The sequence below is a fragment of the Sphingomonas panacisoli genome (assembly GCF_007859635.1).
Classification (GTDB): domain Bacteria; phylum Pseudomonadota; class Alphaproteobacteria; order Sphingomonadales; family Sphingomonadaceae; genus Sphingomonas; species Sphingomonas panacisoli.
The window spans coordinates 2890687-2916630 of the sequence record NZ_CP042306.1 but is presented as its reverse complement, the minus strand read 5'-3'; the positions used below and the strand labels follow the sequence as shown (position 1 = coordinate 2916630).

The 25944-nt window shown below is 66.7% G+C and carries 20 protein-coding genes, 1 tRNA gene and 1 pseudogene; 10 read left to right on the top strand and 12 right to left on the bottom strand.

What is annotated here, in order from left to right:
* Nucleotides 1-14: 14 nt before the first annotated feature.
* The 3 genes from FPZ24_RS14495 to pbpC all read left to right on the top strand — a co-directional run bounded on the left by FPZ24_RS14495 (nucleotide 15) and on the right by pbpC (nucleotide 8185).
* Nucleotides 15-5831: an alpha-2-macroglobulin family protein gene (locus FPZ24_RS14495; protein WP_186728886.1), complete on the top strand. Its 5817-nt coding sequence runs from the start codon at nucleotides 15-17 to the stop codon at nucleotides 5829-5831.
* 147 nt (nucleotides 5832-5978) lie between these two features.
* Complete coding sequence (locus FPZ24_RS17985; RefSeq protein WP_420853365.1) at nucleotides 5979-6383, top strand: hypothetical protein; 405 nt, start codon at nucleotides 5979-5981, stop codon at nucleotides 6381-6383.
* Nucleotides 6278-8185 carry a penicillin-binding protein 1C gene (pbpC, locus tag FPZ24_RS14490; protein WP_420853406.1) on the top strand — a complete coding sequence of 636 codons (1908 nt, stop codon included), beginning with the start codon at nucleotides 6278-6280 and terminating at the stop codon, nucleotides 8183-8185. Before FPZ24_RS17985 ends, pbpC begins: the two co-directional genes overlap by 106 nt.
* Nucleotides 8186-8384: 199 nt before the next feature.
* Here pbpC and FPZ24_RS14485 read toward each other — a convergent pair whose 3' ends face one another.
* Together FPZ24_RS14485 and FPZ24_RS14480 are read right to left on the bottom strand one after the other, a co-directional pair.
* On the bottom strand, nucleotides 8385-8825 hold the full coding sequence (locus FPZ24_RS14485) for an RcnB family protein (protein ID WP_146573146.1): 441 nt from the start codon (nucleotides 8823-8825) through the stop codon (nucleotides 8385-8387).
* Nucleotides 8826-8939: 114 nt separating this feature from the next.
* Entirely contained in the window at nucleotides 8940-9395 is a 456-nt protein-coding gene (locus tag FPZ24_RS14480) for an outer membrane protein assembly factor BamE (protein ID WP_186729225.1), read from the bottom strand.
* 136 nt (nucleotides 9396-9531) lie between these two features.
* Here FPZ24_RS14480 and FPZ24_RS14475 point away from each other — a divergent pair, with 136 nt between their 5' ends.
* Nucleotides 9532-10035 (top strand): ubiquinol-cytochrome C chaperone family protein, encoded by a 504-nt coding sequence (locus tag FPZ24_RS14475; protein ID WP_146574578.1) that lies wholly within the window; start codon nucleotides 9532-9534, stop codon nucleotides 10033-10035.
* Nucleotides 10032-10557: pseudogene (locus FPZ24_RS14470) on the top strand (YceD family protein). Before FPZ24_RS14475 ends, FPZ24_RS14470 begins: the two are co-directional and overlap by 4 nt.
* Nucleotides 10558-10936: 379 nt before the next feature.
* Here FPZ24_RS14470 and FPZ24_RS14465 read toward each other — a convergent pair.
* From FPZ24_RS14465 to FPZ24_RS14450, 4 genes are all read right to left on the bottom strand, one after another.
* Nucleotides 10937-11818 (bottom strand): OmpA family protein, encoded by an 882-nt coding sequence (locus tag FPZ24_RS14465; protein ID WP_146573142.1) that lies wholly within the window; start codon nucleotides 11816-11818, stop codon nucleotides 10937-10939.
* 284 nt (nucleotides 11819-12102) lie between these two features.
* Complete coding sequence (locus FPZ24_RS14460; protein ID WP_146573140.1) at nucleotides 12103-12645, bottom strand: SixA phosphatase family protein; 543 nt, start codon at nucleotides 12643-12645, stop codon at nucleotides 12103-12105.
* Nucleotides 12642-15338 carry an ATP-dependent DNA helicase gene (locus tag FPZ24_RS14455; RefSeq protein ID WP_146573138.1) on the bottom strand — a complete coding sequence of 899 codons (2697 nt, stop codon included), beginning with the start codon at nucleotides 15336-15338 and terminating at the stop codon, nucleotides 12642-12644. The genes FPZ24_RS14460 and FPZ24_RS14455 overlap by 4 nt, the downstream gene beginning before the upstream one ends.
* Before the next feature lie 70 nt (nucleotides 15339-15408).
* Entirely contained in the window at nucleotides 15409-15900 is a 492-nt protein-coding gene (locus FPZ24_RS14450; protein ID WP_240047492.1) for a TM2 domain-containing protein, read from the bottom strand.
* A gap of 114 nt (nucleotides 15901-16014) precedes the next feature.
* On the opposite strand from FPZ24_RS14450, the gene FPZ24_RS14445 reads away from it, so the two are divergent.
* Together FPZ24_RS14445 and nhaA are read left to right on the top strand one after the other, a co-directional pair.
* Nucleotides 16015-17589, top strand: coding sequence for a lysine--tRNA ligase (locus FPZ24_RS14445; protein WP_146573136.1), 1575 nt, complete (start codon nucleotides 16015-16017; stop codon nucleotides 17587-17589).
* A gap of 121 nt (nucleotides 17590-17710) precedes the next feature.
* Entirely contained in the window at nucleotides 17711-18877 is a 1167-nt protein-coding gene (nhaA, locus tag FPZ24_RS14440) for a Na+/H+ antiporter NhaA (protein ID WP_146573134.1), read from the top strand.
* A 212-nt stretch (nucleotides 18878-19089) separates the two neighbouring features.
* On the opposite strand, the gene FPZ24_RS14435 is transcribed toward nhaA, so the two are convergent.
* The 3 genes from FPZ24_RS14435 to sucC form a co-directional block, all read right to left on the bottom strand.
* Nucleotides 19090-20019: an electron transfer flavoprotein subunit alpha/FixB family protein gene (locus tag FPZ24_RS14435; protein ID WP_146573132.1), complete on the bottom strand. Its 930-nt coding sequence runs from the start codon at nucleotides 20017-20019 to the stop codon at nucleotides 19090-19092.
* Nucleotides 20016-20762 (bottom strand): electron transfer flavoprotein subunit beta/FixA family protein, encoded by a 747-nt coding sequence (locus FPZ24_RS14430; protein WP_146573130.1) that lies wholly within the window; start codon nucleotides 20760-20762, stop codon nucleotides 20016-20018. The genes FPZ24_RS14435 and FPZ24_RS14430 overlap by 4 nt, the downstream gene beginning before the upstream one ends.
* A 136-nt stretch (nucleotides 20763-20898) precedes the next feature.
* A complete protein-coding gene (gene sucC / locus FPZ24_RS14425) occupies nucleotides 20899-22098 on the bottom strand; it encodes an ADP-forming succinate--CoA ligase subunit beta (protein WP_146573129.1) in 1200 nt (399 codons plus the stop codon).
* A 112-nt stretch (nucleotides 22099-22210) separates the two neighbouring features.
* On the opposite strand from sucC, the gene FPZ24_RS14420 reads away from it, so the two are divergent.
* The 3 genes from FPZ24_RS14420 (at nucleotide 22211) to FPZ24_RS14410 (ending at nucleotide 23879) form a co-directional block, all read left to right on the top strand.
* Nucleotides 22211-22723 (top strand): sterol desaturase family protein, encoded by a 513-nt coding sequence (locus FPZ24_RS14420; RefSeq protein ID WP_146573127.1) that lies wholly within the window; start codon nucleotides 22211-22213, stop codon nucleotides 22721-22723.
* Nucleotides 22720-23469, top strand: a complete 750-nt coding sequence (locus FPZ24_RS14415; RefSeq protein WP_146573125.1) for a sulfite exporter TauE/SafE family protein — start codon at nucleotides 22720-22722, stop codon at nucleotides 23467-23469. Before FPZ24_RS14420 ends, FPZ24_RS14415 begins: the two co-directional genes overlap by 4 nt.
* 74 nt (nucleotides 23470-23543) lie before the next feature.
* The gene (locus tag FPZ24_RS14410) at nucleotides 23544-23879 is read left to right on the top strand and encodes a PilZ domain-containing protein (RefSeq protein ID WP_146573123.1); all 336 of its coding nucleotides are present in this window, start codon (nucleotides 23544-23546) and stop codon (nucleotides 23877-23879) included.
* On the opposite strand, the gene FPZ24_RS14405 is transcribed toward FPZ24_RS14410, so the two are convergent.
* The 3 genes from FPZ24_RS14405 to FPZ24_RS14395 form a co-directional block, all read right to left on the bottom strand.
* Complete coding sequence (locus FPZ24_RS14405) at nucleotides 23876-24811, bottom strand: ribose-phosphate pyrophosphokinase (RefSeq protein WP_146573121.1); 936 nt, start codon at nucleotides 24809-24811, stop codon at nucleotides 23876-23878. The two genes, FPZ24_RS14410 and FPZ24_RS14405, sit on opposite strands and share 4 nt — an antisense overlap.
* A gap of 244 nt (nucleotides 24812-25055) precedes the next feature.
* Nucleotides 25056-25142 (bottom strand) — tRNA-Leu (locus tag FPZ24_RS14400).
* 90 nt (nucleotides 25143-25232) lie between these two features.
* On the bottom strand, nucleotides 25233-25928 hold the full coding sequence (locus FPZ24_RS14395) for a zinc-ribbon domain-containing protein (protein WP_146573119.1): 696 nt from the start codon (nucleotides 25926-25928) through the stop codon (nucleotides 25233-25235).
* Nucleotides 25929-25944: the final 16 nt, after the last annotated feature.

Here is a 25944-nt window from a genome sequence, read left to right as displayed (position 1 = left end):
TGAAGGGGGATGGAATGAAGCTCGCGGCCCGTATCGCGTTGCTGGCCCTGGCGTTCGCGCCGATCGCCGCATTCGGAGACAATTCCCCGCACGTCGTCGTCGCCACGCCGGGCGTCGGCGACGGATCGATCGAGCGCTTCACGGTGCGCTTCGACCAGCCGATGGTCGCGTTGGGCGACCCACGCGCGGCGTCACCCTTTGACGTCGAGTGCCCTGTCACCGGCACGGGTCGGTGGGCCGATCAGCAGACGTTCGTCTACGAATTCGAGAAGGGCCTGCCGGGCGGCACCAAGTGCACTTTCACCACCAAGGCGGGCGTCAAGAGCGTGTCCGGCTATGCGCTGATGGAAAGCCAGGTCTTCACCGTCGATTCCGGCGGGCCGATGGTCCGCGCAATCCTGCCGGGCGAGAATAGCGACGAGATCGAGGAGGATCAGGTCTTCCTGGTCGCCGCGAACCTGCCCGCGACCGCGCAGTCGGTCGCCGCCAACGCCTATTGCTCGGTCGAGGGGCTGGGCGAGAAAATCCCGGTCGACGTGCTCGCGCCCGACACCGCCGCCAAGATTCTCGGCGAAATGGGGACCGAGAGCAATTACGAGGTGACGAGCTTCCTCGACAATGGCGGCATGCCGACCAAATTGCCGGCGAGCATGACCGACCGGCAGAAGATGCTGGAAAGCGTCACCGCGCTCAAGTGCCGCCGCCCGCTACCGCCGGGGCATGACATGGCGCTCGTCTGGTCGGGCAACATCGTCAGCGCGAGCGGCAAGCCCGCCGGCACCGACCAGCGCTTCGACTATACGGTTCGCAAGCCGTTCGCGGTGAAGTTCGAATGCAGCCGCACCAACGCGCAGGCCGGCTGCAATCCGGTCGAGAAGGCGTATCTGCGCTTCACCGCGCCGATCGCGATGAGCCTCGCGCAGCAAGTCCGCATCACCACCGCCGACGGCACCGTCATCAAGCCGGTGTTCGAAAAGGACGAGATGAAGTCGGCGACGATCAGCGACATCACGTTCGCCGCGCCGATGCCCTATTCGACGACCGCCAAGGTCACGATCCCGGCCGAGGTGAAGGACGAAAGCGGCCGCGTGCTGACCAACGCCGAACGCTTCCCGCTCGATATCCGGATCGACGCCGCGCCGCCTTTGGTGAAGTTCGCCGCCTCCTTCGGCATCCTGGAAATGAAGGAAGGCGGCGTGTTGCCGGTGACGGTGCGCAACGTCGAACCGTCGCTGCAGGGCCAGAACCTCGCGATCGGCGGCAAGTCGATGCGGATCGAAGGCACCGACGGCCAGATCGCCGAATGGCTGCGCACGGTCGACAGTGCCGACGATTACGACGTCGACGACATCACCGACAAGGACGGCAACGTCACCGGCCATATCCAGAATACCGGGTCGAAACCGATCCTGACCGGCGAGAATGCCGGATCGCCGATGAAGATCGACCTGCCGGGCAAGGGCAAGGATTTCGAGGTCGTCGGCATCCCGCTGACCAAGCCCGGCTTCTACGTCGTCGAACTGGCGAGCCCGGTACTAGGTCAGGCGTTGCTCGGTCGCAAGGCGCCGCGCTACGTCGCGACCGCCGCGCTCGTCACCAACATGGCGGTGCACTTCAAATGGGGCCGCGAACGCAGCCTCGTCTGGGTCACTAACCTCGACAGCGGCCAGCCGGTCTCCAGCGCCGCGGTCACCGTTACCGACAGCTGCACCGGCGAGATACTTGCCAACGGCAAGACCGACAAATCGGGCGCGGTGTTCATTCCGGAAGGGTTGCCCGAACCGGCCGCCTATGGCGGCGGCTGCTACGAAGGGTCGAGCGATCACCCGCTGATGATCTCGGCCCGCGCCGGCGACGATTATAGCTTCACGCTCAGCGCCTGGGGCGAGGGCATCCGGCCGTACGATTTCGACCTGCCCTACGGTTATTCGAAGGCCGGCGAGGTGTTCCACACCGTGTTCGACCGCGCGCTCGTCCGCCAGGGCGAGACGATCCACATGAAGCATATCGTACGCCAGCCGATGGGCGCGGGCTTCTCGGTCGGCGCAGGCTTCACCGGCAAGTTGCGCCTGTCGCATCGCGGGTCCGATACGACCTTCGACTTGCCGCTGACGATCGACGCCAACGGCATCGGCGAGACCGAATGGGTCGCGCCGAAGGGTGCGCCGATGGGCGACTACGACATTCAGGTCATCGGTGACGACGGCAGTACGACCTACACCAACCAGTCGTTCAAGGTCGACGAATACAAGCTGCCGACGATGCGCGCGACGGTGACCGGGCCGAAGGAAGCCGCGGTGCGCCCGAAGACGCTGCCGCTCGATCTGTTCGTCGGGTATCTTTCGGGCGGTGGCGCGTCGAACCTGCCGGTCGAAATGCGTGTCGGCTATTTCGGCCGATCGGCGACGCCCGACGGCTATGACAGCTACACGTTCGGCGGGACCGAGGTGAAGGAAGGGACCAAGCCGCTCAACGGCGACGGCGAGGAGGAAACGACGCCGCTGCCCCCGACCCAAACGCTACCCTCTACGTTGCGCGCGGATGGCACGGCACAGACTTCGGTCGATATCCCGACGCTCGACAGCCCGACCGACATGTTGGTCGAAATGGATTATCAGGACGCCAACGGCGAAGTGCTGACCGCGTCGAAGCGTATCCCGATATTTCCCTCGGCCGTGCAGTTGGGCGTCAAGACCGACGGCTGGCTGATGAAGCAGGACGACCTGCGCCTGAACTTCGTCGCGCTCGATACCGACGGCAAGCCGAAGAAGGGCCAGAACGTCCAGGTCGCGCTGTACAGCCGCCAGGTGCTGACCGCGCGGCGGCGGTTGATCGGCGGGTTCTACGCTTACGACAATCAGATGAAGACCGCGCGGATTCCGGGGACGTGCTCGGCGACGACCGACGAACTCGGCCTCGCCAAGTGCAGCATCAATCCCGGCGTGTCGGGCGAAGTCTATATCGTCGCGACGACCACCGACGCGAACGGCAACGTCAGCCGCGCGGTGCGATCGGTCTGGCTGGCGGGTGACGACGACTGGTGGTTCGGCGGCGACAATGGCGACCGCATGGACGTCGTGCCGGAGAAGAACTCGTACAAGGCCGGCGAGACCGCGCGGTTCCAGGTGCGCATGCCGTTCCGCGAGGCCGAAGCGCTGGTGACGGTCGAGCGCGAGGGCGTGCTGTCGAGCTTCGTCGCCAAGCTGTCGGGGTCAAACCCGGTGGTCGAGGTCAAGATGCCGGCAAGTTACGCGCCCGACGTCTACGTCTCGGTCATGGCGGTGCGCGGGCGAGCCAAGGCCGGCGGGATGAGCTGGCTGCAAAGCATCGGCCGCTCGCTGGGGCTGGTGAAGGCGCCCGAGGAGGCGAAGGAGCCGACCGCGTTGGTCGATCTCGCCAAGCCAAGCTACCGCCTGGGTATCGCCAAGGTGAAGGTCGGCTGGGAAGGGCATCAGCTCGCGGTCGCGGTCAAGGCCGACAAACAACGCTACGCGGCGCGCGACACCGCGATGGCCGACATCACGGTCAAGACGCCCGACGGCAAGCCCGCCAAGACCGCCGACGTGACCTTCGTCGCGGTCGATCAGGCATTGCTGCAACTCGCGCCGAACGACAGCTGGGACGTGCTGACCGCGATGATGGGCGATCGGCCGTTGTCGGTCGTCACCTCGACCGCGCAGACGCAGGTCGTCGGCAAGCGCCATTACGGCAAGAAGGCGGTCGAGGCGGGTGGCGGCGGTGGCGGTGACCTGTCGGGCCTCAACCGCGAGAATTTCCAGCCGGTACTGCTGTGGCAGGGCAAGGTGCCGCTCGACGGCAACGGCCATGCCGCCGTCCGCGTGCCGCTCAACGACGCGCTGTCGAGCTTCAAGCTCGTCGCGATCGCGACCGACGGCGCGCAACTGTTCGGCACCGGTAGCGCCGATATCAGGACCGCGCAGGACCTGAGCGTCTATGCCGGCATCCCGCAACTCGTGCGGACCGGCGATCAGTTCGCGGCGGGCTTCACGCTGCGCAACGGCTCCGACAAGCCGATGACGGTGACGGCCAATGTCGAGCTCGAGCCGCGCATTGCCGACGGCAAACCGCTGACCGTCACGATCCCGGCGGGCGGCGCCGCGCCGATCGCGTGGAACCTGACCGCGCCGATGGCGTCGGGCCAGCTCAAATGGACCGTCAGCGCGAAGTCGGCCGACGGCAAGGCGGTCGATAAATTGACCACGACGCAACAGGTGATCGACACCTATCCGGCCGACGTATGGGCGGCGACGCTGACGCGCGTCGGGGCCAATAACGGCCAGATCCAGGTCGCACCGCCGGCGGGTGCGATTCCGGGTCGCGGCGTGGTGGACGTCCAACTGACAGACACGCTTGCGCCGCCGCTGGTCGGGGTGCGGCGCTTCATGATGCTCTACCCTTACGACTGTTTCGAACAGCGGCTGAGCCGCGCGATCGCGCTGGGCGATATGGGGATGTGGCAATCGCTGGTCGGCGACCTGCCGACCTATCAGGCCAATGACGGCCTGCTGCGCTACTGGCCCGATTCGAAGATGAACGGGTCGGAGGCGCTGACGGCGTACGTCCTGTCGGTCACGGCGGATGCCGGGCTGCCGATCCCCGAAGCCGCCAAGACCAAGATGGTCGAAGGGCTGAAGGCGGTGCTCGACGGGCGTCTGCGGCACGAGGATTATGGCGACGTGCGCTTGATGCGGCTGGCGGCGTTCAATGCGATCGCGCGGGCTGGGGCGGCGACGCCGGCGATGCTCGGCCAGATCAGCATGACGCCGATGGAAATGCCGACCTCGAACCTCGCCGATTATCTCGTCGCGCTCGACAAGGTGCCGGGGCTGGCCAACGCCAATGCGCTGAAGGCGAAGGTTGAGGCGGTGCTGCGGACGCGGCTCGTTTACGAGGGCACGCGGCTCGATCTGTCGGATCAGGACAAGTCGCCCTGGTGGCTGATGTCGTCGGCCGACGAAGGGTCGATCAAGGCGGTCATCGCGACGCTCGGCCGACCCGGCTGGAACGATGAATCGGCCAAGATGATGGTCGGCGTGTCGTTCCGTCAGGTCCGCGGGCGCTGGGACACGACCACTGCCAACGCCTGGGGCACGATCGCGGCGAAAAAGTTCGGCACGCTCTATCCGGCGAGCGCGATCACCGGGACGACGACGATGTCGCTCGGTGGCCAGACGATCAGCAAGGCGTGGCCGCTAGCGAACGACCAGCGTCAGGCCAGCTTCCCGCTGCCGTCGGGGCCGACGATGCTCGCCATGAATCAGGGTAGTGGTGCCGCGCCCTGGGCGACGGTGCAAGTCTCGGCGGCGGTGCCGCTGAAGCAGGCGGCGTTCTTCGGCTATCGCATGGCGAAGAAGGTCGAGCCGGTCAGCCAGCGGGTGAAGGGACAATGGACTCGCGGCGACGTCGCGCGCGTGACGATCACGGTCGAGGCGACCGCCGAACGCAACTGGGTGGTGGTCAACGATCCGATCCCGGCGGGCGCGACGATCGTCGGCAATTTCGCCAACCAGTCGCAGATGCTGGGCGCCCAAGAGAATGGCGGCGGCGGCACCAACTTCCAGGCGACCGACGCCGACGGCAAGTTGTGGGACGTCCAGGTCGGCGTGCAGCCGAGCTGGATCGAACGCCGCAACGATTCGTGGCGCGGCTATTTCGGCTGGGTGCCGCGCGGCAGCTTCACGATCGCCTATGTCATGCGGCTGAACGCGCCGGGGACGTACAACCTGCCGTCGAGCCGGGTCGAGGCCATGTATTCGCCCTCGATCAACGCCCAGTTGCCCAACGCGGCATTCACGATCCGGGACAAGTGAGGGATATCGCACGTCATAGCCGTTCCCCGGCGAAGGCCGGGGTCCAGTTACCATGAGTTCAGTAACAATGCGTATCGCTCAATCGGACTTTCGTCGCGACTGGACCCCGGCCTTCGCCGGGGCACGGTGATGGAGCGGGTCGCCGCTATGTTCCGAGCCGCCTTGGCTTGGGCGCGGCGAGTCGAGGCGCGGGTCGATGCGGTGGTCGCGCGGGCGGGCGGCTGGTTGCTCGACCATCGTCCACGAACGCGGCGACATTGGCTGTGGACGGGCCTCTGTGCCCTGTTGGTCGCGGTGCTGACGCTCAATTTCCTGACGATGCCGCCGCCGATGCCCGATTACGCGTCGGTGCGCGCCGCGTGGCAGCCGTCCGAGGCGTGGCTGTACGACCGCAACGGCGTGCTGACCGATTCGTCGCGGGTCGATTTCGCGCGGCGGCGGCTGGGCTGGACCCCCTCGACAAGGTCGCCCCGCCGGTCGCCGAGGCGCTGGTCGCGGCCGAGGACCATCGCTTCTATGCACATGGCGGGGTCGACTGGCTGGCGACGCTAGCGGCGCTGCGCAATCGGCTGGAGGGCAAGCCGTCGCGGGGCGCCTCGACTTTGTCGATGCAGGTCGCGGGGTTCCTCGCGCCGGAGCTCGCCAGGCCCGGCGCGCGCGGCTGGCTCGACAAGATCCGCCAAATCCGCGCCGGTCTGGCCATCGACGGGGCGTGGAGCAAGCCGCAGATCCTGGAGGCGTATCTCAACCTCGCGGGCTATCGCGGCGAGGCGCAGGGGATCGGTGCGGCGGCGCTGGGCCTGTTCGGCAAGACGCCCGATGCGCTGAGCCGCGATGACGCGCTGTTGCTGATTGCCCTACTGCCCGACCCGCAAGCCAGCCCCGCGACCGTCGCGCGACGAGCCTGCGCGATGGCGCGGGGCGCGAATTGCGCAACGTTCGAATCCGCCGCTTATTCGATGCTCGGTCCGGCGCGCAGCCTGCAACTCGATCCCGGCCTAGCGCCGCATCTCGCGCAACGTCTGCTGACCAAGCCGGGTCTCCGCATCACCACGACGCTCGACATCGATATCCAACGCACCGCCATCGCCGCGCTCAAGCGTCAGTTGGAGGGGCTTGGCGGCAGCCGCGCGCGGGACGGCGCGGTGGTGGTGCTCGACAATGCGACTGGCGACGTGCTGGCCTATGTCGGCGGGATCGGCGGCAACTCGACCGCCCCCGCGGTCGATGGCGCGAGCGCGTATCGTCAGGCGGGATCGACGCTCAAGCCGTTCCTCTACGCCCAGGCGATCGAGAAGGGGTATCTGACCGCCGCGTCGATCCTCGACGATTCGCCCGTCCAGCTCGACACCGCGTCCGGCCTCTACGTGCCGCAGAATTACGACAAGGGCTTCAAGGGGCCGGTGTCGGTGCGCTCGGCGCTGGCAGGGTCGCTCAACGTGCCGGCGGTGCGGACGTTGCTGCTCGTCGGGGTCGATGCGTTTCGCGACCGGCTGTTCGACACCGGGTATCAGGGCCTTGTCGAAGACGGCGACTATTACGGCTACAGCCTCGCGCTCGGATCGGCCGAGGTCACGTTGCTCGAACAGGCCGATGCGTATCGCAGCCTCGCCAATGGCGGGCGCTGGGCGCCCTGGCGGCTGACCGCGACCGATCTGCGCAAGGAGCCCAAGGCGATCACGACGCCGCAGGCCGCCTGGATCGTCGCCAACATGATGGCCGATCCCAATGCGCGCGCCGTCACGTTCGGGTTGGACTCGTCGCTGCGCCTGCCGTTCTGGGCAGCGGTGAAGACCGGCACGTCGAAGGCGATGCGCGACAATTGGTGCGTGGGGTTTTCCGACCGCTACACCGTCGCCGTGTGGGTGGGGAATGTCGAGGGCGATGCGATGCGCGCCGTCTCAGGCACCAGCGGCGCGGCGCCGGTGTGGCGCGACGTGATGCTCGCGCTCCACGCCGACCAGCCGAGCCGCGCGCCTGCGATGCCGGCGGGGATCGAGGAGCGGACGATCGCCTATACCGGCAATATCGAACAGCCGCGGCGGGAGTATTTCCTCAAAGGCACCGGCATGGCGCTGATCGCCAGCGCGCCGCCCGAATCGCGCCGCCCGCGCATCACCAATCCGGTATCGGGAAGCGTCTATGCGATCGATCCGGACATCCCGATCGACCGTCAGCGGCTCGCGGTTGCTGTAACGGGCGATGCGATGACGCACCGGCTGCTGCTGGATAAGCAGGACCTGGGAGATGCGAGCACCGCGCCGCTGATCCTGCCTGGTCCGGGTCGGCATCGGCTTGCCTTGCTCGACCTCTCGGGGAAGGTGGTCGATCAAGTCGTCTTCACGATGCGGTGAGCCTTTGTGGGCGATTGAGCCTCCGCCCAATCGCTGCGGCACCGGCCCGCTCCCCCACCCGACGCCCATAGCTGAAACTGATTGGGCGGTCGGGTGGGGGAGCGGGCCGGTGCCGCGACGCGCCGTGAGGCGCGCAAACGAATTCAAAGGCGCCCGGGCGGGCATTGAAATCGCCCGGGCGCCTGCCACTACTGGGGGATCACCAGTAGAAGTTGTTGATCACGCGGAGCACGATGCCGCGGCGCGTATCGACGAGCAGCAGGTCGTCATAGTGGCGCACCCAGCGCTCACCGTAGCCGGCCGGCGGCAGGCGATAGCGCCACGGATCGGCGAGCCAGTAGCTCGACCCGTAATAAGTCGGTGCGATCCGTACGCCGACGCGGAACGCATTGTAGCGGAACGGCGCGCGCCAATTGCCGCGTGCATAGACATTGCGATTGGTGTTGCGCCACGTGCGCCAGTCATTGTCTCCCCAGCGACGGTTGCGGTCTTCGCGAAAATCGCGGCGGTCCTCGCGCAGGTCGCGGCGGTCGTCGCGAATCTCGCGTCGGTCGCGGCGCAGGTCGCCGCGCGATTGCGCTTCGGCGGCAACCGGCATCACGGTCGCGGCGACGAGCGCTGTCAGGATCAGTTTACGCATGATCGGCTCTCCATCCTTGGGCGACGCGGAACACGATGCGCCACCATGGAGAGCGGTTTAGCCGGCTCGGACTGAACCGGCCGCGAACGCGCCGGTCAGGTTAGAGCAAGGCTTTCAGGGTTCGTCGCCACCGCCGCCTTTGCCGGCGCCCGACGCACCGACCGCGCCGATATTGCCGAACAATTCCTCGAAGAAGCTGCGCTTGCGGCCCAACGTCGGCGTCGTCTTGCCATAGGGCTTGATCGACGCGACCTGATCGACGCCGGTGCGGGTGATATCCTGCACCACGCCGCCCTGCGTGAAGCTGATCTTCAGCGTCAGCTGGCTCTTCGCCTTGGGGTTGAGATAGGCGAGGTTGCGGCTGTCGCGGGCGATGTAATACCAATCGCCGGTGTTGAACTGGCTGGCGAAGCTGGGCTTACCGAGCGTCTTGAGCACCGAGCTGCGATTATCGACCCCGGGCTGCACCGAATTCACCAGGTCGGCGTCGATGATATAGCCCTGGTGCGAGCGTAGCGGCACGCAGGCCCCGGTCAGCGTCAGCGCCGATACCGTCGCGGTGAGGGCCATGATCCGGCCGGCCTTGGTCAATTCGATTCTCCCGCGCACGCGCTCGTTACCAGGCGCCCGCGATTGCATCGCGCGCCGTTCGCCTCAATATGCGGACCATGCCGGTGGCACAAGGCCGCTGAGATCAAGGGTAGTGATGGGCTTTTTCGACCGATTTAAGGCGAAGCGCGAAGAGACCGCGGCGCTGTATGCCGCCGTAGTGGCGCGCGCGCGGATGCCGCATTGGTATTTGGACGGTGCGGTGCCCGACACGATGGACGGCCGGTTCGACATGATCGCGGCCGTGCTGGCGATGGTGATGTTGCGGCTGGAAAGCGATCCCGCCGGTGCGCGGGCGGCGACGCATCTGGCCGAGGCGTTCGTCGATGACATGGACCCGCAATTGCGCGAGATCGGGATCGGCGACTTGATGGTCGGCAAGCATATCGGGCGGATGATGGGCATGCTCGGCGGGCGGCTGGGTGCGTATCGCGACGGGATCGCGGCGGGCGATCTGAAGCCGGCCCTGGTCCGCAACCTCTATCGCGGCGAGGCGCCCGCGGAGGCCGCCGTGGCGCATGTCGAGCGCGAATTGCTGGCGTTGCATGCGGCGGCGGCCGGCGTGACCATCGACCGGCTGGTCGCAGGCGAATTGCCGTGAAGGCACCCGAATTCTCCCGGCCCGAGCGGATCGACACGATCGGCGAACCGCGCACCGTGACGATCGAGGCGGATGCCGACGAACGCGCCGCGCTCGCCAGGCGATCTCGACCTGATCGGCATCGACCGGCTGACGGGGGAGTTCACGATTCGCGGCGAGGCGGCGGGCATCGCGGTCGATGGCCGTGTCACCGCGACGCTGACCCAAGCATGCAGCGTGACTGGCGATCCGCTGTCCGAGAGCATTGACGAGCCGGTCGCCTTGCTGTTCGTCGCGGCGAGCGAGGACGCCGCGGAGGAAGTCGAACTCGGCAACGGCGAGCTCGACGTGATCCCCTATGAGGGCGGCGCGATCGATCTGGGCGAGACCGCCGCGGAAACGATGGCGCTGGCGCTCGACCCTTTCCCGCGCGGGCCGGGGGCGGAGGCGGCGCTGAAAGCGGCGGGCGTGATCAACGAGGAAGAGGCCGGGCCGTTCGGCGCATTGGCGGGGCTGAAAGACAAACTCTCGGGAAAACAGTAGGTTATAGGAAATCGGCCGGCCGAAGTTGACACGAAGTTGACACTAACCGCGTTGTCCGGCCGATCCCGGAAGTCCTGCGCGGTATCGGATTCGATAGTGCAGGCAGACCGGGCCCCCGCGTTCCTGCGAAGGCAGGAACCCAGGGTCGTGCAGCCATAACTATCCTGGACTCCTGCCTTCGCAGGAGCACGGAGATGGGAGCGTCACGATATCAAAGAGCCCGACGACGCTGTCAGGCGAAATCCTACATTGCAAGGATTGGCTGCGATGGCGGGCCGTGACCCGACAATCGCGCAAAAAGAAAAGGGCTCCGGCGTATCCGCCGAAGCCCTTTCGAATTGTCGGAACGCGGGGCAGGCGCGAGGCCCACCCCGTACACTTACATCCCGTCGACGGCCTTGCTGACCATCACGTTCACCGCGACGCGGCGGTTCTGCGCCTTGCCTTCGGGGGTCGAATTGTCCGCCGCGGGATCGGCGGTCGCCATGCCCGTCGGGGTCAGCATGCGATACGGCTTCCAGCCGCACTTCTGCTGCAGATAGTTCACCACCTTGGCGGCGCGCTTCTCGCTGAGCGCCTGATTGGTGTCCTCGCTGCCGGTCGAATCGGTGTAACCGAGAACCAGGAGCAACGAATTGTTGGTCGCCTGCGCCGACGCGGCCGCCGCGCAGAGATCGGCGCGTGCCTGCGGCGACAGGTCGGCCTTGCCGGTGTCGAAGTTCACGTTGGTCGTCGCCTTGACGATGTAATTGTCGATATCGGCGACGCGGCCGCGCAACGCTTCGGTCGCGGCGGTCTGTTCGTCGAAGCGCTGGTCGGTGCCGTTGCGGATCATCGACGCGGTCTTCAGGTCCTTGGTCTTGAGCGTCACCTGGCTCGCCACCAGATTGCTGTCCCATTGGACCGTCTTGACGGTGACCGGCAGGCCGTTGAGCAACTGATCCTGGCCGAGCTTCTTGGTGCTGGCGCCCAGGAAGCCGCCGCTCGACTTGATGCTGGTCGCATCGCTCACGAAGACGATCGTCTTGCCGCCCGCGGTGGTGACCTGCAGCTTGTTGCCCTTGCGCGCCGAAATGAAGCCTTCGATCACGGGGCCGGCCGGCATGCCGGCGAGATCGGCGGGCACGGGGATCGTGTCGGTGATCGTGATGTCGCGGGGTTGCGCCGGGGCGGTCTGCGCGTCCTGCGCATACAGGCTGCCCGATGCCGTCGCGGTGGCGAGCAGGAACAGGATCTTGGAACTTCTGGACATCAAACGCATCGCGTTCTCCTCTCAATAGTGACGCGCCGGGGCTGCGGGGGTCACAGCGGTCTTCCGACGGTCTTTCCGTTTGCCGTGAAACGGCAGGTTGAACTCGGTGTGCCGGCGCCATCAGATAAGCGGCGCGCGGCCATACTCGAACACCCGGAAGGGACCGGGTGTTCTGGCCTACCTTTCACGGGCATTAACGTTCCCGAGGACTCAAGTGCTGTGGGGATGATCGGAGCGCATTGTGCGGCGAGTTGAGCAACTCGCGCCGAATATCTCCGAAACGCGCCGAAGGTTTAGTCGGCGTCCGGACCGAGTCCTGGGTCGAGATCGCGGGGGCGCGTGAACACCGTCAGCGAACATTTGCCCGCTATTATCGCACCCCAGTTTTCGCCGTCGCACGTCATTACCGCGAGACTGGCGGTAGGGAATTTCGTCTCGACTTCGTCACGCAAGCCATCGCCGGCGCGGTCGGGGACGAGCATCAGCACCAGTTCCTCGAGTCCCGGATTGTGGCCGGACATCAGCAGCGTGTCGGCCTCGGCCGGCGCGGCGTGGATCAGGTCGAGCAGCATGCTCGCCGAGGCGAGATAGGCGCGGCGGTCCCATTCGGGTTCGATCGTGCGGCCATAGCCTGCCGACACCTGTTCCAGCGTCTCGACCACGCGCGCGGCCGGGCTGGCGATGGCATGGTCCCAGCTCAGCCCGCGGTCGCGCATGTGCTGGCCCATCGTTCGTGCGGCGCGCTCGCCCTTGGGGTTGAGGCGCCGGTCGAAGTCGCGCGCGCCGTGATCGTCCCAGCCCGATTTGGCGTGGCGGAGGAGGATCAGCGTCTTCATGCGCCGGTTTCTTGCACGACCCGCGTGACGGAAGAAAGACGTGATTGCACGCGCGCGACGGCCTCGTCGAGCGGGACGCGCGCGACGGGCACGCCGGGCGGGAAGGCGGCGAGCAGGCGGCTGGGCATCGCGGCGGACAGCAGGACGAACGCGCCGCGATCGTCGGCGCGGCGGATCAGGCGGCCGAATGCTTGGGCCAGCTTGGCGCGGACCAGGCGGTCGTCGAACGCGGACCCGCCACCGGCGAGGCGACGCGCTGCGTGGAGGACGGTCGGCTTCGCCCAGGGGACGCCCTCCAGGATGACCTGGCGCAGGCTCTCGCCGGGGACGTCGACGCCGTCGCGCAAGGCATCGGTGCCGATCAGCGAGGCGCGCGGCTCGTCGCGGAACATGTCGACCAGGGTGCCGGGGTCGATCGGATCGACATGCTGGGCGTACAGGGGGAGCCCGTCGCGGGCCAGGCGGTCGGCGATCCGGGCGTGGACACCCCGCAACCGCCGGATCGCGGTGAACAGCCCGAGCGTCCCGCCGCCCGCCGCCGCGATCAGACGGGCATAGGCGTTGGCGAGCGCGGCCAAGTCGCCGCGCTTGACGTCGGTGACGATCAGCACCTCGGACTGGCTCGCATAATCGAACGGGCTGGCGACGTCGAAATGCCCGGCGGCGCGGTCGAGATGGGGCACGCCGGCGCGGGCATCGGCGATCTGCCAGTCGGGGTCGCCGCCCTTGAGCGTCGCCGAAGTGACGAGGACCCCGTGCGCGGGTTTGAGCACGGTGGCGGCGAGCGGGCGGGTCGGGTCGAGCCAGCGGCGGTGGAGGCCGATGTCGAACTCACGGCCCTCGATGCGGTCGACCGCGAGCCAATCGACGAAATCGGGATCGGCCGGGCCGCCGATGCGGGCGAGCAGGCTGATCCACGCGCCGACCGTTTCGGTGCGCCACGCGAGCGACGCGACCGCGCCCTCGACTCGCGCGCGGGCCTGGCCGTCGAGCCAGTCGGGGCCTTCCGCCAGCACCGCCTCGAGCCGCTGGCCGAGCGTCATGAGGGGGCGGAGCAGCGCCTCCAACCCTTGCGCGGCGGCAGCGGCGGCTTCGATCAGCGCGGGAAGCGGTTCGGCGAGTTCGGTCTCCAGGCCATAACCCGCATCGCCGTCCTGCGCCGCGCGGGCATAGACCATCCCGCGCGCGGCGCTGAGCAGCTTCTCGACCGCGCCGAAAGGCTCGCCTTCCGCAACGCGCTGCAGCCAGCCGTCGCTGGCCAGCGCGCGCGCCGCCTCGACCGCGTCCTGGATCGCGACGCCGCCCGCTTCGTCATAGCTGGCGACGTCGGACAGCCGCGCCGCCAGGCCCCGTCGTCGTCCGCGCGCGGTGCTTTCGGGGCCGACGATCCAGCGGCGCAACTCGATCGATTCCTGTCCGGTCAGCGCGACGCCGAACATCGCGTCGGCGGCTTCGAACAGGTGATGCCCTTCGTCGAAGACGTAGCGCGTCGGGCGGCTGTTCGCCTCGCGCCCGCGTACGGCGTTGACCATCACCAGCGCGTGGTTGGCGATGACGATGTCGGCCTGCGCGGAGGCGCGGGCGGCGCGTTCGATGAAGCATTTGCGATAGTGCGGACACCCGGCATAGACGCACTCGCCGCGCCGATCGGTCAACGCCGTCGACCCGTTGCGGCGGAAGAGCGTGGGAAGCCAGCCGGGCAAGTCGCCGCCGATCATGTCGCCGTCCGCGCTATACGCCGCCCAGCGCGCGACGAGATGCGCGAGGACGGCGGCGCGGCCGGCGAACCCGCCCTGCAGCGCGTCCTCCAGGTTGAGGAGGCAGAGGTAATTCTCGCGGCCCTTGCGCGTCACGACGCGGCGGCGGCGCTCGGCCGCGTCGGGGATCAATCGCGCGGTTTCGTGATTGAGCTGGCGTTGCAGCGCCTTGGTGAAGGTCGAGATCCACACCGCGCCGCCGGCTTGTTCGGACCACAAGGACGCCGGGGCGAGATAGCCGAGCGTCTTGCCGATCCCGGTGCCCGCCTCGGCCAGCAGCATGTTGGGATTGTCGCGCATCATCCGTGGCGCGAAGGCGGATGCGGCGGCTTCGGCGAAGGCCCGCTGGCCGATGCGTTGCTCGGCGTTGCTGCCGGTCAGGAAAGCCAGACGGTCGGCGATATCGCCGTCGTCGAGCGTGACGGACTTGGGCGCGGGCCGCGGCGCGACCTCATCCCATTCGGGCAGCTTGGAAAACAGCCAGCGTTCGTTTTCTTGCGGTCGCGCGAGGCGATCGGCGAGCAACGGCGCCCAGGGCCAGCGTAGGCGCGCCAGGCTCTGCGCCGCGGTCCAGGCGCCCTCGCGCTCGGGCCAGTCGCCGGCGGGGATGGCGAGCAACGCGCTCGCCGCGTCGCGCAGGAACGCGGCGATGCCCGCCTCGTCCTCGGGCGGCGCCAGCCCCAGCATCCGCGCCAGGCCGCGCGGCGTCGGCGGCAGGAAGGTCGCGGGGCGCAGGAACGCGAACAGCTCCAGCAGATCGAGTCCCGACAGTTCGGCATAGCCCAGCCGCTGGCCCACCAACGGCGCGTTGAGCACGATCATCGGGGTGTCGGCCGCTCGCCGGATCGCTTCGCCCCGCCCGACCGCGCGCGACCCTTCGGCATCGGCGATCCAGACGCCGGCATGGCTGGCGTGAAGGGCGGGGTAGGGGATCACGCCCCATCAAGTAACGCCGTGGAACAGATTGGCAACGGCGATCGCCGCTGCCCCTGGTTTTACCGACGGTTCATAGCGCGCTGGGCGTCTTGCACATGCCGGGGATCAGGAACAGATCGATGAAGCGCCACAGGCCATGCACGATGAGCAGCGGCCCCCAGGTCGAGATGTTATAGGGCTCCGTGAACAGGAACCCGAACCCGAGCAGCCCGGTCGCCGCCTGGAACACGCCCGAACCATAGCGCCCGCAATAGAAGCGATGCGCCGCCAAGGGGCCAGCGAATATCCACAGCACGTACGCGACCAGGATCGATCTGTCCGCTGCCCGTCGGACTGCGGCACCACCATAGCTCACGCCGTCGTCATCGAAGTCCGGTCGCGACGCGAAATCGAACCCGCCGCTCGAGCGTTCCTGCGCCAGGAAAGCGGCGCGTTGCGCGGCGTAGGGATCGTCGGCGACGGGCGGCGAGGCGACGTTGCGCGGCGGCATGCCGTTACCGAACGATGGGGCGGGCGGCGTCGTCGCGCCTGCCGGTACGCCCTTGCGACCGAAACCTTCCATGAAGCCGCTCCCCTTGAGGTTTGGCCGGAAAGGGTAGCGCGAGCGGCTTAAACCGGGGTAAACGCCACCCAGAGCTTGCGCAACGCGCCCCGCTTGGCGAAAGGCTCGGACGTCATGACGAATACCGACCTCCGCTCCGCCGCTTTCGAATCCAAGGCCTGGCCGTACGAAGAAGCGCGCAAGCTGTTGAAGCGCTATCCGGACGGCGCGCCGGCGAAGGGGCATGTCCTGTTCGAGACCGGCTACGGTCCGTCGGGCCTGCCGCATATCGGCACGTTCAACGAAGTGCTGCGCACGACGATGGTGCGCCGCGCGTTCGAGACGCTGTCCGACATCCCGACTCGGCTGATCGCATTCAGCGACGACATGGACGGGCTGCGCAAGGTGCCGGGTAACGTTCCGAACGGCGACATGCTGGCGCGCTATATCGGCAAGCCGTTGACCAAGGTGCCCGATCCGTTCGGCACGCACGATAGCTTCGCCGCGCACAACAATGCGCTGTTGCGCGACTTCCTCGACCGGTACGGGTTCGACTACGAGTTCGTGTCGTCGACCGATTACTACACGTCGGGCAAGTTCGACGACGCATTGCGCGGGGTGCTGCGCAACTACCAGGCGGTGATGGACATCATGCTGCCGACGCTCCGCGCCGAGCGCCAGGCGACCTATTCGCCGGTCCTGCCGATCAGCGCGAAGTCGGGCATCGTGCTCCAGGTACCGGTCGAGGTGGTCGATGCCGAAGCCGGGATCGTGCGGTTCGAGGATGAGGGCGAGACGGTCGAGCAATCGATCCTGTCGGGCGGCGCCAAGCTGCAATGGAAGGTCGACTGGGCGATGCGCTGGGTTGCGCTCGGCGTCGATTATGAGATGGCCGGCAAGGATTTGATCGACTCGGTCATCCAATCGGGCAAGATCACGCGTGCGCTCGGCGGCCGCCCGCCCGAGGGGTTCAATTACGAGATGTTCCTCGACGAAAAGGGCGAGAAGATCTCGAAGACCAAGGGCAATGGTCTCTCGATCGAGGAATGGCTGACCTACGGCCCCGACGAGAGCCTGGCCTTCTACATCTATCGCGAGCCCAAGAAGGCGAAGTCGCTGCACCTCGGGCTGATCCCGCGCGCGGTGGACGATTATTGGCAGTTCCGCGCGAACTATCATGGGCAGGAGGCGAAGGAGCGGCTCGGCAACCCGGTACACCATATCCATAACGGCCAGGTGCCGCAGGATGCGTTGCCGGTGACGTTCGGGCTGCTGCTCAACCTGGTCGGAGTGATGGGCGGCGATGCGACCAAGGACCAGGTCTGGGGGTATCTCGCCAATTATCTGCCCGGCGCGACCGCGGCGGACTATCCCGAGCTCGACAAGCTGATCGGCTATGCGCTGGCCTATGCCCGCGATTTCGTCGCGCCGACGCTGGTGCGGCGCAAGCCGGAGGGCGTCGAGGTCGCGGCGCTCGAGCGGCTCGACACCGATCTTGCGGCGTTGCCCGCAGACGCGAGCGCCGAGGACATCCAGAACATCGTCTACGAGATCGGCAAGAGTGGCGGGTTCGCCGAGCTGCGCGACTGGTTCAAGGCACTGTACGAGACGCTGCTCGGGTCGAGCCAAGGGCCGCGCATGGGCAGCTTCATCGCGCTGTACGGCGTGGCGAATACGCGCAAGCTGATCGCCGAGGCGCTGGCGAAATAAGCGCCGCTTCCAATTGCCGTCACCCTGAACTTGTTTCAGGGTCCATGCGGGCCGAGTGACCCTGGCGAACGGCTCGCATGGATGCTGAAACAAGTTCAGCATGACGGTTTGGAGGATGCAGATGGCAGCACGAGAGCCGCAACCCTCCATCCTCCAACGCTTCCTCCAGGACGAGGCGGCGGGCGGGATCGTCCTCATCGCGGCGGCGGCGCTGGCGATGATCGCCGCCAATTCGCCGTTTGCCGAGGCCTATTTCCACCTGCTCCACGCCGAGACCGGGCCGGTGTTGTCGCCCAAGCTCGGGCCGATGACGGTGCATCTGTGGATCAACGATGCGCTGATGGCAGTGTTCTTCCTGCTGGTCGGACTGGAGATCAAACGCGAACTGGTCGGTGGCGAACTCGCTAGCGCCGAGAAACGCCGTCTGCCGGTGATCGCCGCGGTCGCCGGGATGGCGGTGCCGGCGTTGCTCTACCTCGCCGTCACGGGCGGCGCCACGGAGGTGCGGAGCGGCTGGGCGATTCCGGCGGCGACCGACATCGCCTTCGCGATCGGCGTCCTCGCGCTCGCGGGGCCGCGCGTGCCGGCGTCGCTCAAGTTGTTCCTGACGACGGTCGCGATCGTCGACGACATGGGCGCGGTGGCGATCATCGCCTTGTTCTACACGCACGGCCTGGCGCTCGCGGCGCTCGGTGGGGCGGCGGCGGTTGCGGTGGCGATGGCGACGCTCAACCGGTTTGGCGTGAAGATGCTGTGGCCCTATCTGATCGGGTTCGCCGCGCTCTGGTATCTGGTGCTACTGTCGGGAGTCCACGCGACGATCGCGGGCGTGATCGCGGCGATGACGATCCCCGGCGGCGCGGATGAGAGCTCGCCGCTCCACCGCCTCGAACACGCGCTCAGCCCGTGCGTGGCGTTCGCGATCGTGCCGCTGTTCGGGTTCGCCAATGCCGGCGTGTCGCTCGCCGGGATGAGCCTCGCGACGCTGACGCAGCCACTGGTGCTCGGCATCGCGCTCGCGCTGTTCTTCGGTAAGCAGATCGGCATCTTCGCCGCCGTCCGCCTGGCCGCCGCATCCAGGATCGCACAACCGCCGGAGGGCGCAAGTTGGCGCCAGGTCTATGGCGTCGCATTGCTTTGCGGGATCGGCTTCACGATGAGCCTGTTCATCGGCGGCCTCGCATTCCCGGGCAACGAGGCGATGATCGATCAGGTCAAGATCGGCGTGCTGCTGGGGTCGCTGGCGTCGGCACTGACCGGGTTCGTGGTGTTGAAAACGTCCCCTTGAAGGAACAATCTACAGGCGTCCTGCGTTATTACCTGGCTTGAACGAGAGATTGAGCATTTTGGACGATCGGAAGCCTTGTGCGGATGATCGACCATTGGAGCCCCGCCGCGCCCCGCGCGACGGGGCTTACTCGTTTGTGGCCTCAAGCCTGCCGCAACGAAAAAGGGCGACATCTCGCGATGCCGCCCTTTCGTGCTCGTGTTTAATCGCAATCACAGCTTCTCGGTGAGCTCCGGCACGATCTTGAACAGATCGCCGACCAGGCCGATGTCCGCGACCTGGAAGATCGGGGCGTCCTCGTCCTTGTTGATCGCGATGATCGTCTTGGAGTCCTTCATGCCCGCCAAATGCTGGATCGCACCGGAGATGCCGACCGCGATATAGACTTCGGGGGCGACGATCTTGCCGGTCTGGCCGACCTGATAGTCGTTGGGGACATAGCCCGCATCGACCGCCGCACGGCTCGCGCCAACCGCGGCGCCGAGCTTGTCGGCGAGCGGTTCGATGATCGAGTGGAAGTTCTCGCTGTTCTGCAGCGCGCGGCCGCCCGACACGATGACCTTGGCGCTGGTCAGTTCGGGCCGTTCGAGCTTGGCGATCTCGGCGTTGACGAAGGACGACACGCCCTTGTCGCCGGTCGCCGCGACCTTCTCGATGGTGCCCGATCCGCCCGAAGTGTCGGCCTTGTCGAACGCGGTGCCGCGCACGGTGATGACTTTCTTCGCGTCCTTGGTCTGAACCGTCGCGATCGCGTTGCCGGCGTAGATCGGACGCGTGAACGTGTCGTCGCTTTCGACCGACAGGATGTCGCTGATTTGCATGACGTCGAGCAGGGCGGCGACGCGCGGCGCGATGTTCTTGCCGTTCGACGTGGCGGGCGCGAGGAAGGCGTCGTGGCTGTCCATCAGCGACACGACGAGCGGTGCGACGTTTTCCGCCAGCGCGTGGGCGTACGCCGCGTCGTCGGCGACATGAACCTTGCCGACGCCGGCGATCTTGGCGGCCTCGGCGGCGACGCCGTCGACGCCCTGGCCCGCAACCAGCAGATGGACTTCGCCGAGCTTCGCGGCGGCGGTGACCACGGCGAGCGTGGCGTCCTTGACGGTCTTGCCGTCATGTTCGACCCAGATGAGCGTCTTCATTTCGCGACTCCCATCGCCTTGAGTTTGGCCACGAGTTCGTCTGTGTCGGCGACCTTGACGCCGGCGGTGCGCTTGGGCGGCTCGACGACCTTGAGCGTGGTGAGGCGGGGTGCCACGTCGACGCCATAATCGGCGGGCGTCTTCTGATCGAGCGGTTTCGACTTCGCCTTCATGATGTTGGGCAGCGACGCGTAGCGCGGCTCGTTGAGGCGGAGATCGGTGGTGATGATAGCGGGGAGCGAGAGCTTGTCGGTCTCAGACCCGCCATCGACTTCGCGCGTCACGGTGACGCTGTCGGCGGCGAGTTCGACCTTCGACGCGAAGGTCGCCTGGCCGACGCCGAGCAGGCCCGCCAGCATCTGGCCGGTCTGGTTGTTGTCGTCGTCGATCGCCTGCTTGCCGAGGATGATCAGCTGCGGCTGTTCGGCCTCGACGATCGCCTTCAGCAGCTTGGCGACGCCGAGCGGCTCGACCTTGTCGTCGGTCTGGACCAGGATCGCGCGGTCGGCGCCCATCGCGAGCGCCGTGCGCAGCGTCTCCTGGCACTTCGCCTCGCCGATCGACACCGCGACGATCTCCGTCACGCCCTTGTCCTTCAGGCGGATCGCTTCCTCGACCGCGATCTCGTCGAACGGGTTCATTGACATCTTGACGTTGGCCAGATCGACCCCCGTCCCGTCCGCCTTCACGCGGGGCTTCACGTTGTAATCAAGCACGCGCTTGACCGGCACCAGCACCTTCATCGCATTCTCTCCGTCAAACGAACCATCCCTGGGGAGGCTGGTTCATCGTCGTCCCGGCGGAGGCCGGGACCGGCCAGTGGATAGGGCAACCCTCCCCACCTCGCGGCCCCGGCCACCGCCGGGGCGACGGTTGAATTTAGGCCGCCTTCTTCACCTCGGCCACGATCTTCTGCGCCGCGTCGCCCAGGTCGTTGGCGGCGACGATCGGCAGCCCCGAATTGGCCAATATGTCCTTGCCCTGCTGAACGTTCGTGCCTTCCAGGCGAACCACCAGCGGGACCGAAAGGTTCACTTCCTTCGCCGCCGCGACGATGCCGTCGGCGATGATGTCGCACTTCATGATGCCGCCGAAGATGTTGACCAGAATGCCCTTCACGTTCGGGTCGGCGAGAATGATCTTGAACGCCGCGGTGACCTTTTCCTTCGATGCGCCGCCGCCGACGTCCAGGAAGTTCGCCGGGAACATGCCGTTCAGCTTGATGATGTCCATCGTCGCCATCGCGAGACCGGCGCCGTTGACCATGCAGCCGATATCGCCGTCGAGCTTGATGTACGCGAGGTCGTACTTGCTGGCTTCGAGCTCGGCCGGATCTTCCTCGGTCTCGTCGCGGAGTTCCATCAAATCCTTGTGGCGGAACATCGCGTTGCCGTCGAAGCCGACCTTGGCATCGAGCACCATCAGTTTGCCGTCGTCGGTGACCGCGAGCGGGTTGATCTCGATCTGCTCGGCATCGGTGCCGAGGAACGCGTCGTAGAGCTTCGAGGCGGTCGACGAGGCCTGCTTGGCGAGGTCGCCTTCGAGGCCCAGCGCCGCCGCGACCGCACGGCCGTGGTGCGGCATGAAGCCGGTCGCGGGGTCGATGTCGATCGTGGTGATCTTCTCCGGCGTGTCGTGCGCGACGGTTTCGATGTCCATCCCGCCCTCGGTCGAGACGACCATGCCGATCTGCCCGCTCGCGCGGTTGACGAGCAATGCGAGATAGAATTCCTTCGCGATGTCGACGCCGTCGGTCACGTACAGACGGTTGACCTGCTTGCCATGCTCGCCGGTCTGGATCGTCACCAGCGTGTTGCCGAGCATCTCGGCCGCTGCGGCACGAACGTCGTCGAGCGTCTTGGCGAGCCGCACGCCACCCTTCGCGTCGGGACCGAGTTCCTTGAACTTGCCCTTGCCGCGGCCGCCGGCATGGATTTGCGCCTTCACGACATAGAGCGGCCCGGGCAATTTCTTGGCGGCCTCGACCGCTTCCTCGACCGAGAGCGCGGCGAAGCCCGCGGGGACGGGAACGCCGAACTTGGCGAGCAATTCCTTGGCCTGATATTCGTGAATGTTCATGGGAAGGCTCGGGCCTTTCGAATGATGGGAATGGAAAGGCCTTAAGCACAAGGGGGCGGGCGAATCCACCCCCGCTCGCCTTGCTTCGGCGCAGCGCCTATATGCATCCGCGATGAGTTGGCTTCTTGGTATCGCGATCTTTCTTGCCACCGTGCTGGGCATGGAGGGATTCGCGTACGTCATGCACCGCTGGGTGATGCATGGGCCGGGCTGGTTTCTCCACGCAAGCCACCATCGGCCGCGCACCGGCAATTGGGAGCTCAACGACCTCTACGCGGTGATCTTTGCGGTGCCGTCGATCGTGCTGCTGCTGGGCGGCGTGCAGCTCGGCTGGTGGGTTGGTTGGGCGTGGATCGGGGCGGGGATCGCGGCCTATGGCGCGATCTATTTCGGGTTTCACGACGTCATCGTCCATCGCCGCATCGCGACGCGGTACCTGCCCAAGTCGAACTACATGAAGCGCATCGTTCAGGCGCACCGGCTGCATCATGCGGTCGAGACCAAGCACGGCACGGTCAGCTTCGGATTCCTGTGGGCGCCACGCCCGGAGTTGCTCAAGGCCGAACTCAAGCGCCGCGACCGCGCCGGGGTCCGCAGCCCGCGCATTACAACCGCCGTCGATTGAACGAGTCCGCGCTTTTCTTCGCGCTGGCGATTCCGGCGGTGATCCTGCTCGGCCTGTCGAAGGGCGGGTTCGTCGGGATGGGCGCGCTGTCGCTGCCGATCATGGCGCTGGCGGTGTCGCCGGTGCGCGCGGCGGCGATCCTTTTGCCGGTGCTGATCGTCCAGGACGTGGTCGGCGTCTGGGCGTTCAGGCGGTCGTGGAACGGCTACATTCTTGCCTGGATGCTGCCCGGGTCGGTGATCGGCATCGCGCTCGGCTGGTGGTATGCGGCGAGCGTCTCCGAAGATGCGGTCCTGGGTTTGGTGGGTGCGATTTCAGTCGTGTTCGGACTGTATCGGCTGTGGGTGGAGCGCGGTGGACGGATCGCCGCACCGGCGCGGTCGCCGGGGTGGGTCGGCACGTTGCTCGGAGTCGCATCGGGATTCACCAGCCAGATCGCGCATGCCGGCCAGCCGCCGTATCAGGTCTGGGTGCTGCCGCGCGGGCTCGACCGTGATACGCTGGTGGGGACGACCGCTATATTCTTCGCGGCGACCAACTGGTTGAAAGTGCCGGCTTATTGGAAGCTCGGCCAGTTCACGCAGGCGAATCTGCTCGCCTCGGCCAGTCTGGTGCCGGTCGCGATCGGCTCGACACTGGCGGGCGTCTGGCTGGTGCGGCGCGTGTCGCCGGCACGGTTCTACACGGCGATCTATGTATTGATGGTGCTGGTCGGCGCCAAATTGGTATTCGACGCCCTGATCTAGGTTAACGGGAAAATAGGCATTCAAGTTGCCGTATTTGCGGAAATTTAACGCCTGATCACCCACTATCCGCCGCCATGGACGCGCGTACATTTGGTTTCGATGCCCCGATCGCGAGCCGGGACGACAATCGGCGTCAGCCACGGCTGCCGGTGATCCTGCGCGCGCACCTGCGCAATCGTACCGCCGCGAAGTTCGATATCCGCATCCTCGACATGTCGGTGACGGGCTTCCGCGCGGAGGCGCATTACGGGCTGGACGTGGGCGATCTGGTCTGGGTGACCTTGCCCGGACTGCAGGGGCTCGAGGCCAACGTCGCGTGGCGGCGCAAGGACATTATCGGCGGCCGGTTCCGCCAGCCGCTGCATCCCGCCGTGCTCGATCATTTGATCATGCACGGCTCGCGTTACTAGTCGAACAAGCTCGATACCGAGCTTTCCTCCGCCGTCCGGCGGATCGCCTCGGCGAGCAGCGGCGCGATGGTCAGGTGGCGGACGCTCGACGACTGGCGGATGATGTCGTGATTGCCGATCGAATCGGTGATTACCAGTTCTTCGAGTACCGACCCTTCGACCCGCGCGATCGCGCCGCCGGACAGCACGCCGTGGGTGATGTACGCGACGACGCCCTCGGCACCCGCTTCCTTCAGCGCGGCGGCGGCGTTGCACAGCGTCCCGCCCGAATCGACGATGTCGTCGATCATGATGCAGAAACGGCCCTCGACGTCGCCGATGATGTTCATCACTTCCGATTCGCCGGCGCGCTCGCGGCGCTTGTCGACGATCGCCAGCGGGGCGTTGTTGAGCCGCTTGGCCAGCGCGCGGGCGCGGACCACGCCGCCGACGTCGGGCGAGACCACCATCAGGTTCTTGGTGGCGTAGCGAGCCAGGATGTCCGCCGACATGACGGGGGCGGCGAACAGATTGTCGGTCGGGATGTCGAAGAACCCCTGGATCTGCCCGGCGTGCAGGTCGACCGACAGCACGCGATTGGCGCCGGCTTGGGTGATCAGGTTCGCGACGAGCTTGGCCGAGATCGGCGTGCGCGATCCCGACTTCCGATCCTGTCGGGCATAGCCGAAATAGGGGACGACCGCAGTGATCCGCTTGGCCGACGCGCGACGCAGCGCGTCGATGCAGATCAGCAATTCCATCAAATTGTCGTTGGCGGGATAGCTGGTCGATTGCAGGACGAACACGTCCTCGCCGCGGACATTCTCGTTGATCTCGACGAAGATTTCCTCGTCGGCGAAACGGCGGACCAGCGCGTCGGTCAGCGGGATTTCGAGATAGTCGGCAATCGCCTTGGCCAGCGGCAGGTTGGAATTGCCGGTCATCAATTTCATCGCACGCGCCCCTTCCGATGGTGCGGCTTCCCTTAGGGGTGTCATGGAAGTTTCGCAAAGGGGGAAGGTGAGGGCAGCGGCGCGAAATGAATTCGCGCCGTCGGTCGAGCGGCGGGCTGCCCGCCGTCCGAGCAGAGCACTGTTCGCTCAATAGCTCAGCTATTTCACTGTGCTTTGGCCCTTCGCTTTCGCTCGGGAGTTTTTCGGGAAATCGTCCCCCGGACGATTTCTTCGTCCGAAAAACTGGTGCGGCCGAGAAGACTCGAACTTCCACGGGCTTTCGCCCACAACGACCTCAACGTTGCGCGTCTACCAGTTCCGCCACGGCCGCACGTGTTAGAATTGCCGCCGGACGAGGCCGGTGGCTGGCAGGCGAGCGCCCCTAGCAGTGGCGTTCGGCGATGGCAATGCGGTTGTTATATTAGTTCGCGGGCGAGGCGGCGGTGAAGCTGAGTTTCACCGTTTTCGAACTCGACGGCACGTCGAGCTTCGCGCTGTCGAAGTTCATCGATCCGCCGGGGGGCAGCGTGCGCTGGTCTGGCTTGATCGTCCAGCTGAAGACCAGGCGGTCGGACGCGTCGCGGAGTTCGGCGCGAATGTCGGGGACCGACTGACGCTGCGCGGTCGGGTTCTTCACCTGACCGCCGATCGCGAACAATTCGCTGCCGTTGGGCAAGTCGCGGCGGTCGGGCTTCTTGAGATTGACGAACTTGAGCGGCGTGTCGCCGCCGCCGAGCGGCAGGCCGAGCATCGTCGCGAAATTGGGGAGGTTGCCGAACACTAGGGCGAGCGTCGCGATCAGCATCAGCGCGCCCGCGGTCACCGCGGCGATCGTCCAGCGGCGCGCGGGGTTGCGGCGCGGGCGGAACGGCGGCTCGTGCGCGAACGCGTCGTAATCGTGATCGACGCCGGCATAGGCCGGGGCCGGTTCGGCCTTCGGCACGGTAACCGGCACGGGCGCCGTGACCGGCATTTCGAGTTCGAGCGGCGGCGCGCCGGGCGGTTGCTGGAACCAGCTATGCCGGCAATTGGCGCACCGCACGGTGCGGCCGGTCGCCCCGACGGCGGTGTCGGGGACCAGGTATCGCGTGTGGCATTGGCTGCATTCGAGGATCATGGTGCCGTCCCGAAAG